Annotated in this window: 10 protein-coding genes; 1 reads left to right on the forward strand and 9 read right to left on the reverse strand. The window is 66.6% G+C overall.

Annotated features, from left to right (window positions below; genetic code table 11):
- Window positions 1–7 precede the first annotated feature (7 nt).
- From HU763_RS08195 to HU763_RS08205, 3 genes are read right to left on the reverse strand one after another with little or no spacing between them, the layout of a single operon-like run.
- Window positions 8–601 carry a glutathione S-transferase gene (locus tag HU763_RS08195; RefSeq protein WP_186687365.1) on the reverse strand — a complete coding sequence of 198 codons (594 nt, stop codon included), beginning with the start codon at window positions 599–601 and terminating at the stop codon, window positions 8–10.
- On the reverse strand, window positions 598–4,242 hold the full coding sequence (locus HU763_RS08200; RefSeq protein ID WP_186687367.1) for an AAA family ATPase: 3,645 nt from the start codon (window positions 4,240–4,242) through the stop codon (window positions 598–600). The genes HU763_RS08195 and HU763_RS08200 overlap by 4 nt, the downstream gene beginning before the upstream one ends.
- A complete protein-coding gene (locus HU763_RS08205; protein ID WP_186687369.1) occupies window positions 4,239–5,477 on the reverse strand; it encodes an exonuclease SbcCD subunit D C-terminal domain-containing protein in 1,239 nt (412 codons plus the stop codon). The genes HU763_RS08200 and HU763_RS08205 overlap by 4 nt, the downstream gene beginning before the upstream one ends.
- A gap of 408 nt (window positions 5,478–5,885) precedes the next feature.
- Between HU763_RS08205 and HU763_RS08210 the strand changes: the two genes are divergently transcribed.
- Window positions 5,886–6,317, forward strand: coding sequence for a DUF2628 domain-containing protein (locus HU763_RS08210; protein WP_186687371.1), 432 nt, complete (start codon window positions 5,886–5,888; stop codon window positions 6,315–6,317).
- Window positions 6,318–6,719: 402 nt separating this feature from the next.
- Here the strand turns inward: HU763_RS08210 and HU763_RS08215 are convergent, their stop codons facing one another.
- Genes HU763_RS08215 through HU763_RS08240 form a run of 6 tightly spaced genes read right to left on the reverse strand, consistent with a single transcriptional unit; the run spans window position 6,720 to window position 13,551 of the window.
- Window positions 6,720–8,354, reverse strand: coding sequence for a BatD family protein (locus HU763_RS08215; protein ID WP_186687373.1), 1,635 nt, complete (start codon window positions 8,352–8,354; stop codon window positions 6,720–6,722).
- Window positions 8,351–10,069: a tetratricopeptide repeat protein gene (locus tag HU763_RS08220; protein ID WP_186687375.1), complete on the reverse strand. Its 1,719-nt coding sequence runs from the start codon at window positions 10,067–10,069 to the stop codon at window positions 8,351–8,353. The genes HU763_RS08215 and HU763_RS08220 overlap by 4 nt, the downstream gene beginning before the upstream one ends.
- Complete coding sequence (locus HU763_RS08225) at window positions 10,066–11,142, reverse strand: vWA domain-containing protein (RefSeq protein ID WP_186687378.1); 1,077 nt, start codon at window positions 11,140–11,142, stop codon at window positions 10,066–10,068. The genes HU763_RS08220 and HU763_RS08225 overlap by 4 nt, the downstream gene beginning before the upstream one ends.
- On the reverse strand, window positions 11,135–11,629 hold the full coding sequence (locus HU763_RS08230) for a DUF4381 domain-containing protein (protein ID WP_186687381.1): 495 nt from the start codon (window positions 11,627–11,629) through the stop codon (window positions 11,135–11,137). The genes HU763_RS08225 and HU763_RS08230 overlap by 8 nt, the downstream gene beginning before the upstream one ends.
- A 13-nt stretch (window positions 11,630–11,642) precedes the next feature.
- Window positions 11,643–12,587, reverse strand: a complete 945-nt coding sequence (locus tag HU763_RS08235) for a DUF58 domain-containing protein (RefSeq protein WP_186687384.1) — start codon at window positions 12,585–12,587, stop codon at window positions 11,643–11,645.
- A gap of 4 nt (window positions 12,588–12,591) precedes the next feature.
- Complete coding sequence (locus HU763_RS08240; RefSeq protein ID WP_186679428.1) at window positions 12,592–13,551, reverse strand: AAA family ATPase; 960 nt, start codon at window positions 13,549–13,551, stop codon at window positions 12,592–12,594.
- Window positions 13,552–13,778 lie beyond the last annotated feature (227 nt).

A 13,778-nucleotide genomic window follows, 5' to 3' on the forward strand; every position in this document is an offset into this window, starting at 1 on the left:
TATGAACCTATTTGGCCATGACGGCCTTGAACAGGTCCGATGCCAACCAGCCCTGCAGCCAGCTCCGCAGCCGCGGATAAGCCGCCTCGGCGAACCACTGCGGTTCGACCCCGGCAAACTGGCGCATCAAGGGCAGCAGTGCGGCATCGGCAATGCTCGGATGGTCGGCCAGCAGGTAAGGCCGGCCGGCTAGCAAGCCCTCAAGCTCGGCCAGCCAGGTTTCGGCCTGTTGCCGGTAATGTGCGCGGGAATGCGCCGGGTAGCGCTCGGCGTACTTGTACAGGCTCACCTGCGCCTTGAACGTGCTGTCGTTGCGCGCAATCAGTGCTTCAGCCCGCTGCGCCGCAGTAGCGTCGGCTTGCAGCTGCCAATCCTGTGGGTCGTTGCGTGCCAGCGCCCAGCGCATGATGTCCAGGCTCTCTTCCAGCACCTCGGTACCGGTATCCAGCACCGGCACCGTGCCCTTGGGCGACAACGCCAGCAGTTCTGCCGGCTTGTTCTTCATCGCCACTTCGCGGATTTCCACCTCGCAGCCGGCATAGCGCAGGGCCAGGCGCGCGCGCATGGCCCAGGGGCAACGGCGGAACGAGTAGAGAATCACCCGCACACCTCAACATCACTGAGGCCGTTGCCCTGCCGGCGCACCTGGATCTGCACCGGGATGCGCTCATGCATTTCCTGCACGTGGGAAATCACCGCCACCTTGCGGCCCTGGGCTTGCAGGCCGTCGAGGGCATCCATGGCCAGCTGCAACGATTCCGGGTCGAGGCTGCCGAAGCCCTCATCGATGAATAGCGATTCGATGCGCAGGGTGCTGGAGGCCATCGAGGCCAGGCCCAGGGCCAGGGCCAGCGACACCAGGAAGGTTTCGCCGCCTGACAGCGAGTGCACCGAACGCAGTTCGTCGCCCATTTCGGTGTCCAGCACCAGCAGGCCAAGGGCGCTGCCGCCGCGCTTGAGGCGGTAGCGACGGGCCAGCTGGCGCAGCTGGGCGTTGGCGTGGTGCAGCAACAGGTCGAGGTTGTAGCCCTGGGCGATCTTGCGGAACACATCGCCCGAGGCCGAACCGATCAGGGCGTTCAGGCGGGCCCAGCGCTGCCATTGCTGGTGTGCCTGCTCGATTTCTGCCGCCAGCGCCTGGTGCGCCTGTTGCCGGCGCTGGTCGTCGGCCTGCTGGGCGCGCAGTTCGGCACACTGCTGCTCATGCCCGGCCAGGCGTTCACGCAAGTCGGCCAAGGCCTGTTCCAAGGCTTCGGCCGAGGTGTCCACGGTCATTTGCGCTGCATGTTGCTGCAGGCGTTGTTCACGTTCCTGCAGCAGTACGCGGCCCTGTTCGATGGCTTTTTCGGCACCTTGCAGGCGCTGGCGCAGTTCAGTGACCTGCGCGTCCTCCATGCCCAGCAGGCGATCCAGGCCAGCGTCGTCCAGTTCCGGGTGTTCACCGCGCCACTGGGCGATCTGGCCCTGCAACTGCTGGCACTCGGCGTCCAGCGCCTGCTGCTGCTGGGTGTTGGCCTTGAGTTCGCTGGCCAGTTGCACGCCTTGGGTACGCAAGTCCTGCAGGCGCTGGGCAGTGTCGGCATCGAGGGCGCGTGCCTGCTCCAACGCTACATCCATATGCTGTTGCCAGGCCTCGGCGCTGGCGTGACCGCCAAGCAGTTCAGCGAGCAATGCCAGGGCCTGTTGGCGCTGTTCGTCGAGGGCGGCAAGTTTCTGCTGCAACTGCTGCTGGGTCTGCACGCGCGCCTGTTGCTGGTCGCGCAGCTTGTCCAGCTGGGCCTGGCGGGCTAGTTGTTCTTCCTGTTCGTCCTTGCGCTGCTCCAATTGCTGCAGGCGCTGGGCGATCTGCTGATCCAGGGCGAGGAAGGCATTGGCCGGGTCGTCGTTCAAGGCCTTGAGGGCCTCTTCGGGCAACACGCCGGCCAGGTCGTCAAGGCCTCGCTGCAACTGTTGCTCGTCGCTGGCCAGGGCCTGGTGCTGTTGCTCCAGGTGGCGCTGGGCCTGCTGTTGCGCCTGCTGGGCGGCCTGCAATTGCTGGTTGAGACGTGCTGCATCTTTTTGCAGGGTGAGCAGGGCGCTCTGGCGTTTCTCGTCCTGGCCGATTTCTTCGTCCAGGCGCCGCAGCTGGCTGTCGAGCCAGGCACTGCGGGCCTTGTCGTCCTGCGGGGCCAGGGCTGGCCACAGGCTGTGCGCCTGCACCTGGGCCACCAGCGGTTGCAGCTGTTCGCCCAGTTGCTGCTGTTGCTGCTGGAACTCCTTGAGCTGGGCATTGACCACGCCCAGCTGGGTACGCAGCTCAACCAGCTTGCTGTTGAGGGTTTCGACCTGCTTCTGCGCGGCCTCTTCCTCGGCCTGGTCATGGCGACCCAGGCTTTGTAACAGTGCTTCAGGCTGGTGGAACGGATGCTCGGCGCTGCCGCACACCGGGCAGGGTTCGCCGTCGCGCAACTGGCCACGCAGCTCTTCGACGCTGGTATTACGTGCCAGGCGCTGGCGTTCCAGCAACTGGCGGGTGAGGTTGAGCGCTTGCTCGGCGGCTTCCAGCTCGGCCTTGGCGGCGGTGCCTTCGGTAATCAGTTGCTGGCGCTGCTGCATAGCCTGCTGCTGACGCATGCGCGCGGCCTCCAGCTGCTGGCGCAGTTCCAGCTCACGGCCATGCAGGCGTGACAGTTCTTCCACGGCGCGCTGCTGCTTGCGGTTGTCCTGCAGCATGCCACCCAGCAGGTCGATCTGTTCTGCCAGGGCCTGGGGTTCGGCCTTGGCTTCGCGGAACAGCAGCTCGAAGGCATCGCGCTCGGCCTGCAACTGCGCATTGGCTTGGCTGGCCTGGGCCTGCAGGCCGGGCAGCTCTTCACGGCCCTTGGCCAGGCGGCCGCCGATCAGCATTACCTGTTTCAGTTGTGGCAGGTAGGCGTGCCAGGCATTGGCCAGGCCCGCCAGGTGCTGGCTGTCGGCGAGCGCGGTATCGATCTGTGCCAGTTGCTGCAAGCTGCGCTGCTGGTTGTCTTCCAGCTGTTGCAGGTGTTGCTGGCCTTCGGTGACCTGCTGCTCAGCCTGCTGGCTGGCGCTGCGCTGTGCTGCCAGCTCCTGTTCCAGGCGGGCCAGGTTGTCCTGGGCGGCAAAGGCCTGGCGCAGGCGAGGGGCGTTCTCGCTGTGTTCGGCCTGGCTGACGGCAAGCGCCTTACGCGCGGCGTCCAGCGCCTGTTCGAGCTCACTGGTGCGCACTTGCAGCTCGGCTTGCTGCTGCTGTTGCTCGGCGATCTTCGCTGCCACCGGTGCCAGTTGCGCAGTCAATGTCTGCTGGCGGTGGAACTGGTGACGCTGCGGGGCCAGGCGCTCCAGGCGCACGAGGTCCAGGCGCTGGTCAGCCAGTTGTTGCCAGTCCTGTTCGGCGGCCTGCAGTGCGCTGCTGGCTTCGGCATGCTGTGCCTGCAACTGGCGTTGTTCATTCAGCCAGTTGCGTTGCTGTTCCAGCTGGCGCTCGGCGGCCTGGTCGGCCTTGAACTGCTGCTGTGCCAGCTCCAAGCGCTGGTCGAGTTCGGCGCGGGCTTCGGCGGCCATCGGCAGCAGGTGGCTGGCACGCTCCTTGAGGGCGTTGTGGGCTTCGCCGGCCTCGCGCGCCTTGCTGAAAGCGCGTTGGCCCAGGCGGGTATAGATGGCGGTGTTGGTGAGCTTTTCCAGCAGCTCGCTGCGCTCTTTGTCGTCGGCCTTGAGGAAGGCGCCGAACTCGCTCTGGGCCAGCATCACCGCGCGGGTGAACTGCTCGAAGTTCAGGCCCAGGCGGGCTTCGACCAGTTGTTTGTATTCGTTCTTGCCGCTGGCCAGCACCTGCTCGCTGTCCAGGTCGTAAAAGCTCTGGCGGCTGAACTGCAGCTTGCCGTTGGCCTTGTCGCGGGCGCGGTTGGCCTCCCAGCGGGCCCGGTAGCGGCGGCCGTCGATACCGACGAAGTCCACTTCGGCAAAGCCGCTACCGGTACCCCGGCGCAGCAGGTTGCGCGGGTCGGAGGTGGGGATGTCGCCGTCGGCATCCGGCACCTTGGCCTCGCGGCCGATGTCGTTGAGCCGCGGGACGCTGCCGAACAGGGCCAGGCACAGCGCGTCGAGCAGGGTACTCTTGCCGGCGCCGGTAGGGCCGGTGATGGCGAACAGGCCGGCGCTGGCCAGCGGCTCGGCGGTGAAGTCGATGTCGATCGGGCCGGCCAGCGATGCCAGGTTCTTCAGGCGGATGGCGAGAATCTTCATGGCTGTTCCTCTTCCTGCTGCACGTCCTGCAACAGCAGGGCAAAGTCGGCCAGCGCCTGTTCGTCGACAGGGTTGCCGTAGGCCTGCTCCCAGGCGCGGCTGAACAGGTCCTGCGGGGTCATCTGGGCCAGTTCGACGAAGGCCAGGTCATCGTCTTCGGCGTTGTTGCGGCCAGCGTATTCGGCACTGATGCGCACCAGGCGCACGGCCTTGCCTTGCAGGGCACCTTCGATCTGCTGGCGCAGGTCGGGTTGCGGTTCGTCGAGGATCACCCGCACTTCCAGCCAGGGCTGGCGGTTGGGGTCTTCGAGCAGGTCGATCACTGGCAGCTCGCCCAGTTGCGTCAGCAGTTCGCCCAGCGGTGCCGGGCCAACCCGTTGCAGGGCCACTGCGCGTGGTACCGGGCGCGGCTCGACACTGACCAGGCCGCTGCCATCCAGTTCCACCTCCAGCACCTGATGCGGGTAGTTGATCTCGGCGAATGACAGCGGGATCGGCGAGCCGCTGTAGCGAATGCGTTCTTCGCGGTTGACCTTTTGCGGCTTGTGCAAGTGGCCCAGGGCGACGTAGCTGATGGCCTTGTCGAACAGCCTGGCCGGCAGCGCCTCGGCGTTACCGATGATCAGGCTGCGTTCGGAGTCTTCCGAGACCGCGCCACCGGCCATGTGCGCGTGGCTGATGGCGATCAGCGCCTGGTCTTTCCTGCGCTTCTTCTGTGCAGCGGCGATCAGTTGCTGGTGCACTTGGGTGATGCCTTGCAGGTAGTCGTCGCCCAGGTGCGGGCCGGTCACCTCGGCCGGGCGCAGGAAGGGCAGGGCCAGGCACCAGGCGGCGACTTTACCGCGGCCGTTGGTCAGCGGGATCAGCAGGCGCTCGGCATCCAGCTGGCCCTCGTCCAGCCAGTGCACGCGGCCAAGGGCATGGGTACGCAGGCGGCGCATGAGTGCGGCGGGCAACTCGATGCGCGAGCCAGAGTCGTGGTTGCCGGCGATCATCACGATGTCCAGCTTGGGCTGCTGCTCGTGGGCCTGGACGATGAAATCGTAGAGGCGCTCCTGGGCTTTGACCGGCGGGTTGACCGTGTCGAAGATATCCCCGGCGATCAGCAGCGCATCCGGCTGACGCAGGCGCAGCTGGCCGAGCAGCCATTCGAGGAAGCAGGCGTGTTCGAAATCGCGTTCCTGGCCGTGCAGGCTTTGGCCCAGGTGCCAGTCGGAGGTATGAAACAGACGCATGGATGACCTGTTGGTGTCGAGTCGAGCAAGCGAGGGCTTGGCTTGGGTGATAGGCGTTGCGCAAGGGCGGTATGGTAACCCAAGCGTGGGGCCGCTGTGCGCCCCGATCGCCGGCAAGCCTCAAGGCCTGCGCAGCGCATTCTGTAGGAGCGGCCTTGCGTCGCGAAAGGGGTGCGAAGCGCTCCCGGGATACTCGCATCACTGTCAGATTGCCGGGGCCGCTTTGCAGCCCTTTCGCGACGCAAGGCTATGGCCTGGATGATGGTGTAGAAGCGGCCGGTCAGTTTCACGGTGGATCGGCAAGCTGTCAGGTATCAGGCTTGCTCTCGAAGACGTGCTGATTTACCCTCGCGGCCCGCCATGATCATGGCGATTCGATATCCACGGACGAAATCACAGGAGCTACCAATGGAAGGGATCCCACAGACCCAATCCAACCCAGGCAACCTCAAGTCAAAATGGCAGGAGCGTTTCGCCTTCTTCGATCAGTACGGCGCACCCACCTCCGAGGCCTACAAAGCCGCTTTCCGCGCCTTGCCATTTGGCAAGAAAATACTGATCAACAACAACTTCATCGCGTTCTTCTTTGGCCCGATCTACTGGTTCGTGCTGGGGCTGTGGAAGAAGAACCTGGTCATGCTGGCCATCATGATCGTCATTGGCGTTCTCCTGAGCTACTACGAGATCGCGACCGGTAGCGAAATCCCGCGGCCGTTGGATAACGGCATCAGCATGGGGTTTGCATTTCTGTACGGTTTTCTGACCAACCGTGCCTACTACCTGAAGCAGACCAAAGGGCAGCAGGGCTGGAACCCGTTCGAGGGGCAGCGGTTCATCTGAGCCGTCAGCCAGTTCAACCGGTGCTCGCAGGTTGATGAAGCCCTCTCTCCGATCGTGGTCTCTGTAGGAGCGGCCTTGTGTCGCGAAAGGGCTGCAAGGCGGCCCCGGCGATTTTGTGGTGGTGCGCAGATCCTGGGGGCGCTTCGCACCCCTTTCGCGACACAAGGCCGCTCCTACAGGGGCCGCGTATGTCTTGGGGCTGTGTAGTCAGTGCCAGGTTATATCCCCGGCTTGCGGGTGCAACAGCAACTCGGCCAAGGCCTTGGTCATCTGAACGTGATGCACCGCGTTGACCAGCATGTTGATGCCGGGCTCGCCGGCATTGGCGCAGATGTATTCGGAGAAATGTCGTACGCCGGTGTTCGCGGGTGAACCCGCGAAGAAGCCCGCACAGGCAGCTCATCACTTGGGATAGAGCGGCGGCAGGCTGCCGTTCTCGCCGGTCGGCAGCAATACCTGCTCAGCCGGCGGAATGGTACCGATCGCCCGCCACAGATCCTCACCCTGCCAATATTGCCCGCTCTCGCTGTACAACGCCCCGTTCAAGCCGTCCAGCGCATCCGACAGCGGCACGAAGCGCGCCGCCATTTCGGCCAGGGTTTCCGGCTGCTGCCGGGCCCAGGCGTCCAGTGCCTGGCGGGTAGCCTGCGGGTCGTTGGCCTGGCAGGCGCGCTTGAGGTCATCCAGCAAGGTACGCGGGCTCGGCCCGGTCTGCGCGGCGCGCAGCACGGCCGGCTGCGAACGGGCGCGCCACCACAGGGCGAAGCCCAGCACGCTGGTCAGGGCAAACAGCAAGGTCGCCAGCTGCCACGGCCACAGCAGGCTGCTGGCGCTGCTGCTGTCGCCCGCCGGGGTGTCGGCACTCAGTGCCGGGTTGTCCTGCACGTTGAGCGTACGCGCTGGCAGGCTGCTGTGCTCCAGGTGGTCCTCGCGGGTGTTCCACCAGGCTACTTCCAGTACCGGCAGGGCCAGTGCGCCACTGTGGGTCGGCACCAGCGCCTCGCGTTCCTCACGGTTGGCGGTCATGCCCCGTTCGCCAATCTCGTTGCGCAGCAGCGGCTGGTCGGGGTAGCGGCGCAGCCCGGTGATTTCGGTGGCTGGCAGCGGTGGCAGCTGGGTGCTGGACAAGCCTTCGGCACGCAAGGTGATGTTCCGGGTCAGCGAGTCGCCAATCTGCACCTGTTGGTCGCCCGGGTCAGGGTTCCAGTGCTCTTCCAGGCTCAGGCTACGGGCCGGTAGCCACGGCACGCCAGCTGGCCAGGCCGCCGGAATCGGCCGCACGGCCAGGCGCAATGGCAGCGAGCTGACCTGCACCTGGCGCCCGGCCCGGGCCGTGCCGTTGGCGGCCGAGGCCGCGTCGGGGCTGGCGGCAGCGGTGGCGGTGAAGGTCAACGACGGTATCTCGAGGGTACCGCTCTGCTGGGCATAAATGGCATAGCGGGTTTCGATCACGCCATGGCGTACGCCGTTGATTTCCTTTTCATAGGTACGCGATTCGCCCAGCGGTTCGACCTTGGCATTGTCCAGTTGCAGCGGGCTCAGGCTGCTGTCGTCGTACAGTGCCACCGAGTGGTAGATGCGCAGGGTCAGCACGGCCTGGGCCTGGACATAGACGTCGGCAGTGTCGAGGCTCGCTTCGATGAACACCTGGGAAGCACTGTCCTGGCGGCTGGCGTCGGCCTGCAGGACTTGCAGGTCGATGGCCTGGCTGTGCGACTGGCCCAGTTGCAGTTCGGGGATGCGCAGGCTGCCACTGCGCCGTGGCAACAGGGTGATGATCCAGCGGGTGCTGGCGCGGGTTTCGCCATCCAGGCTGTGCAGGCTGTTCAGCTGGCGTGTGCCGCGCACCTCGAAGTCGTTTTCCAGCGCGCGCAGGTCGGGCTTGCCAAACTCGGTGACGTCCTGGCTTTCCAGGGTCAGCTCGAGGCTTTCGCCGGCCTCCACGCGGGTACGGTCAACGCTGGCCCGCAGCAGCGGTTCGGCCTGGGCCAGCACGGCCCACAGCAGGCCGAGTAGAAAGACGCCGAAGCGACTCATTGTGGATTTTCCTGTTGCAATTGCTGTTCATACCAGAATTTGCGCCGCAGCAGCTCGGCCGGGTTGTCGGGGATCTCGCGCAGCCACTGTTCCAGGGCCTGGCGCTGTTCGGCATCGAGGCTGGTCGACACCGGGCGCTGCGGCGGCTGGATGACGCCGTCATCTGCGCCCGGCTGGTTGCCGGACGCAGCCTGGCTGTTGCCGCTGCCTTCACCGGGCTGTTCGTTGCCAGGCTGTTCATCATCGCCCGGGGTGCCTTGGGCCGGGCTGCTGGCCGAGCTGCTGTTGCCTTCGGTTTCGCTGCCGGGCGTGCCTTGGGCATCGCTGTTGGCCGGTTGCTCGTCGGCCTTGGCCGTCCGCTGTTGCAGCAGTTGCTGCACCAGCGCCTGGTTGTCCAGCGCTGCTTGCAGGTCGGGCTGGCGCTCCAGGGCTTGTTCATAGGCGTCCAGCGCAGCTTCCAGCTCGCCGCTGCGGGCCAAGGCATTGCCTCGATTGTAGTGGGCTGCGGCCGTATCGCCCTGGGAAAACGCTTCGGCGGCAGCGGCATAGTCGCCGGCCTGGTACAAGGCCATGCCGCGCCATTGTGGGTCGTGGAAGTGGCGCGCGGCGCTGGCCGGGCGGTTCTGCTCGAGCAGGCGCTGGCCTTGCTGGTCGGGGCGCAGCCACAGGTCGTTGAATTCGAAGGCGTGGCTGGGTTGTGGCACGGCCAGGAGCAAGGGCAGGCAGAACAGCCAGCCGCGTCGGCCGGCACAGGCGGCCAGCAGCAACAGCGGCAGCAACAGCCAATAGCCTTGGTCGGCCCAGCTGTCCAGTTGCAAGGTCTGGCCGTCACTGCGCCCGGCACGCGGGCTGTCGAACAGGCCCAGGCCGCGCAGGTCCAGGTCGTCGATCCGGGCATGCCGGTAGCGCCCGCCGGTGCCGCTGATGAAGCCCTTGAGGCTGGCGCTGTCCAACCGTGGCAGGAGGATGCCGCCCTGGTCGTCCTTGAGGTATTCGCCGTTGGCCTGGCGCACTGGCGCACCTTCGCGGCTGCCGATGCCCAGCATCAGCAGGCTCGGGCCCTGGCGGCCAAGGGCCTGGGCGATACCCTGGCGCTCCGGGGCACTGAGCGCAGAACCGATCAGCAGCAGGCGGCCCTGGCCCAGGCCGCTCTGGGCCAGCAGGGCCAGGCCTTTCTGCACGGCGAGATCGGCGCGTTGGCCGGGTTTGGGCATGATCGACGGGTCGAGCGCCTCCAGCAGGTTGCGGGTGGTCGCCAGGTCGTCGGACAGCGGTACCAGGGTGTGCGCCGAGCCGGCGTAGACCACCAGTGCGGTCTGGCTGTCGCGGCGGTGCTCCAGCAGGTCGAGAATCTTGCGCCGCGCTTGCTCCAGGCGGTTGGGTGGGCTGTCCTCGGCGAGCATCTGCGGGGTCAGTTCCAGCAGGATCACCAGCGGGTCGGCCGGGCGCTGGCGGCTTTCCTCCACGCGCTGCCAGCTGGGCCCGAGCAGGGCCAGGACCACCAGCGCCCAGGCCAGGCCCAGCGCCACCCACGGCAGCTTGCTGCTGCTGCCACTACCACCGCCGAGCAGCACGCCATGGAACGCCGGCGGCAGGATCAGCTGCCAGCGCCCGGCGCGCTTGCGCCGGTGCCACAGCTTGTACAGCAGCCAGCCGAGCAGGGGCACGGCCAGCAGCCATAGCGGGCGCAACCATTCAGGCCACAGTTCGCTCATCGCCGCCTCCTCAGGCGCAGGCGCTTCAGGCGTTGGCGCCACTCCGGATGCGGCTGCAGGAAGCGCGGCTTGCGCAACACCCGCTGCAGCAGGTTGTCGGGCCATTGCACGGCGACTACCAGCAGCACGCTCAACAACAGCGCCAGGGCCAGCGGCCAGGCGTAAAGGGCTTTCGCGGTGCGCGACTGGGTCGGTTGCTGGGCCACCGGTTCAAGCTGGTCAAGGGTGTCGCCAATGGCGTCCAGTTCGGCGCCGTCATGCGCGCGGAAGTAGCTGCCATGGGTGATCTCGGCAATTTCCTTGAGCGAGGCTTCGTCCAGGTCCAGGCTCGGGTTGAGGCCGAGCAGGCCCGGGGTGCCACTGGCCTCGGGGTTGGCGCCGATGCCGATGGTGTAGATGCGTACGCCTTCCTGGGCGGCCAGGCGGGCGGCGGTCAGTGGGTGGATCTGCCCGCCGTTGTTGGCGCCGTCGGTGATCAGTACCAGCACCCGGCTTTGTGCCGGGCGTTGGCGCAGGCGCTTGACCGCCAGGCCAATGGCGTCGCCGATCGCCGTGTTCTTGCCGGCGATGCCGATCTGGGCTTCGTCGAGGAAGGTCCGTACGGTGCGCCGGTCGAAGGTGAGCGGGGCCTGCAGGTAGGCCTGGCTGCCGAACAGGATCAGGCCCACGCGGTCGCCTTCGCGGTCCTGCAGAAAGTCGCCGAGCAGCGCCTTGACCAGGTCGAGGCGGCTGATCTCTTCGTTCTGCCATTGCATGTCGGGGAAATCCATCGACCCGGACACGTCCACCGCCACCAGCAGGTCACGGCCGCTGGCGGCCACCGGGACCGGGTCGCCCAGCCACTGCGGGCGGGCGGCGGCGCACAGCAACAGCAGCCAGATGACGACGAACGGCGCCTGCTGGCGCCAGGTCGGCAGGTTCAGCCGCGCACGGCGCCCGGCCAGGCTTTCCAGTTCGTTGAGGAAACCGACCTTGAGCACCGGCTCGCCGCTGTCGGCGGCCGGCAACACCAGGCGCGCCAGCCACGGCAACGGCAACAGGGCGAAGACCCACGGCCAGGCCAGTTCAAACATGCTTGCGGATCCAGGTTTCGACGGCTTGGCTGAGCCCGGCGATGGCTTTGTCGTCGAGCTTGCACTCGGGTTTGTAAGCGCCTTCGACCAGCACCATCCAGCGGGTCAGGCCGGCGGCCGGGCAGCGGTTGTCGAGAAACGCCAGCCACTGGCGGCCGTTGAGGGTATGGCTGTTGGCCCCCGGGTAGTGGATGCGGCACAGGCGCTTGAGCAGCGCGTTGATCTGTTGCAGCCAGGCACCCGCGGGGGCGCCGTCATAGGGGCGTGGCAGGCGGGCCAGCTCGGCCAGCGCCTCTACCCGCACCGGGTCCAGCGGTTGCTCGGCGCGCACGACGCGGCGTTTGCCCGGGCGCCAGCGGCGTAGCCGCCACAGGCCCCAGGCCAGCAGCGGCAGCACGCCCAGCAACACCCACCAGCCGGGCGCCGGCGGCCACAGGCCGATCGGCGCCGGGGCGATCAACGGTTGCAATTGGTCAAGCGGGTTCATTGGCCGTTGCTCTTCATGACGCGCTCCGTGGCCGCTGGGCATTCAGGTATTCGCGCAGTTGCTCGATCATTTCGCTCTGGGTGCTCAGTGGCATCAGCAGCACGCGCAGCTTCTGCGCCATCAGTTCCCAGCGTTCGATGCGCGCTTCGGCCTGCTGGCGGTACGCCTGGCGCAGGTTGGCGTCGAGGGTGTCGAGCTCCAGTTGCGCACTGCGCTGGGCAAAACGCAACAGGCCGGCGGCGGGCAGGGCGTGGTCGAGCGGGTCGGATACCGGCATCAACAGCAGGTCGCAGTGGCGCGAGAGCATGGCCAGGTGCTGTTCCACCTGGCCAGTGAGCGAGCGTTCGTCGCAGATGATGATGGCCAGGCTGCCGGGGCGCAGCACTTCGCGGGCGCGGCGCAGGGCCAGGCCCAGGCTGTCTGTGCCGGGGGTGGCTTCGGTGTGCAGTGCCTGGTTGACCTTGGCCAGGCGGTTGAGCAACTGCAGCAGGCTCTGCTTGCTGCGTCGCGGCTTGATTTCGTGGTGTTCGTTGTCGCCGAACACCAGCCCGCCGATGCGGTCGTTGTGGCCCAGCGCGGCCCAGCCGAACAGTGCTGCAGCCTGGGCGGCCAGCACCGACTTGAACATCAGCCCCGAGCCGAAGAACAGCCGTTGGCTCTGCTCGACGAGAATGAAGATCGGCCGTTCGCGCTCTTCGTGGAACAGCTTGGTGTGCGGCTCCTGGGTGCGCGCGGTGACCCGCCAGTCGATGTTGCGCACATCGTCGCCGGCCTGGTACACGCGCACCTGGTCGAAGTCCACGCCGCGCCCGCGCAGCTTGGAATGGTGCAGGCCCACCAGCGGGCTGCGCTGGCCGGGCCGGGAAAACAGCTGGATTTCACGCACGCGGTGGCGCATGTCGATCAGCTCGGCAAGGCCGATACGGATGCCGGGTTCGGCCAGCGACGCGGTGGGCATGGGTTCAGGCTACGGCGACGACGTCGAGGATACGCTGGACCACGCGGTCCTGGTCGATCCCGGCGGCCTCGGCCTCGAACGAGAGGATGATGCGGTGGCGCAGTACGTCGAACAGCACCGCCTGGATATCCTCGGGGCTGACGAAGTCGCGCCCGGCCAGCCAGGCATGCGCGCGCGCGCAGCGGTCCAGCGAAATGGAACCGCGTGGGCTGGCACCGTAGGCGATCCAGTCGGCCAGCTCGGTGTCGAACTTGGCCGGGGTGCGGGTGGCCATCACCAGCTGCACCAGGTATTCCTCCACCGCGTCGGCCATGTACAGGCCGAGGATTTCCTTGCGGGCGGCAAAGATCGCCTGCTGGCTGACCCGGCGTTCGGGCTTGGTCTCGCCGCCCAGGGCTTCGCCACGGGCCTGCAACAGGATGCGCCGTTCTACCGCCGCGTCGGGGAAGCCGATTTTCACGTGCATCAGGAAGCGGTCGAGCTGGGCTTCGGGCAGCGGATAGGTGCCTTCCTGCTCGATCGGGTTCTGCGTGGCCATGACCAGGAACAACGGCGACAGGTCGTAGGTACTGCGGCCCACGCTGACCTGGCGCTCGGCCATGGCTTCGAGCAGCGCCGACTGCACCTTGGCCGGGGCGCGGTTGATTTCGTCGGCCAGCACCAGGTTGTGGAAGATCGGGCCCTGCTGGAACACGAAGCTGCCGGTTTCCGGGCGGTAGATCTCGGTGCCCGTAATATCGGCCGGGAGCAGGTCGGGGGTGAACTGGATGCGATGGAACTGCGCCTCGATGCCTTCGGCCAGCTCTTTGATGGCCTTGGTCTTGGCCAGGCCCGGCGCGCCCTCGACCAGCATGTGGCCATCGGCCAGGAGCACGATCAACAGTCGCTCGACCAGTTTTTCCTGGCCCAGGATCTGGGAAGAAAGAAAAGTGCGCAGCGCGATCAGCGCTTCACGGTGTTCCATCGGCGACGGTTCCTGGTGTGGGGCCGCAGGCAACTGGAATCAGCTGCCCTGGCAAGGGCTGATACTTTAATCCATCCGGGGGGGCGGCGACCAATGGCGGCAGGGAAATTTATCCTTGCCGGGGGCCATGCACGCGCGGAATTTTCCTGATCATGGCTGGCCATTGGCTGATGTTCCGTCGCGGCGCGCTGGCGCTTGCTTGTGCTTTTTGAACAAGCAGGAAGCAC

The organism is Pseudomonas anuradhapurensis (assembly GCF_014269225.2).
Classification (GTDB): Bacteria; Pseudomonadota; Gammaproteobacteria; order Pseudomonadales; family Pseudomonadaceae; genus Aquipseudomonas; species Aquipseudomonas anuradhapurensis.

Excerpts from the sequence above, each read along its gene's own strand:
- HU763_RS08200 (WP_186687367.1), bottom strand. The coding sequence starts at position 4,242 with ATGAAGATTCTCGCCATCCGCCTGAAGAACCTGGCATCGCTGGCCGGC.
- HU763_RS08205 (WP_186687369.1), bottom strand. The coding sequence starts at position 5,477 with ATGCGTCTGTTTCATACCTCCGACTGGCACCTGGGCCAAAGCCTGCAC.
- HU763_RS08210 (WP_186687371.1), top strand. The coding sequence starts at position 5,886 with ATGGAAGGGATCCCACAGACCCAATCCAACCCAGGCAACCTCAAGTCA.
- HU763_RS08215 (WP_186687373.1), bottom strand. The coding sequence starts at position 8,354 with ATGAGTCGCTTCGGCGTCTTTCTACTCGGCCTGCTGTGGGCCGTGCTG.
- HU763_RS08220 (WP_186687375.1), bottom strand. The coding sequence starts at position 10,069 with ATGAGCGAACTGTGGCCTGAATGGTTGCGCCCGCTATGGCTGCTGGCC.
- HU763_RS08225 (WP_186687378.1), bottom strand. The coding sequence starts at position 11,142 with ATGTTTGAACTGGCCTGGCCGTGGGTCTTCGCCCTGTTGCCGTTGCCG.
- HU763_RS08230 (WP_186687381.1), bottom strand. The coding sequence starts at position 11,629 with ATGAACCCGCTTGACCAATTGCAACCGTTGATCGCCCCGGCGCCGATC.
- HU763_RS08235 (WP_186687384.1), bottom strand. The coding sequence starts at position 12,587 with ATGCCCACCGCGTCGCTGGCCGAACCCGGCATCCGTATCGGCCTTGCC.
- HU763_RS08240 (WP_186679428.1), bottom strand. The coding sequence starts at position 13,551 with ATGGAACACCGTGAAGCGCTGATCGCGCTGCGCACTTTTCTTTCTTCC.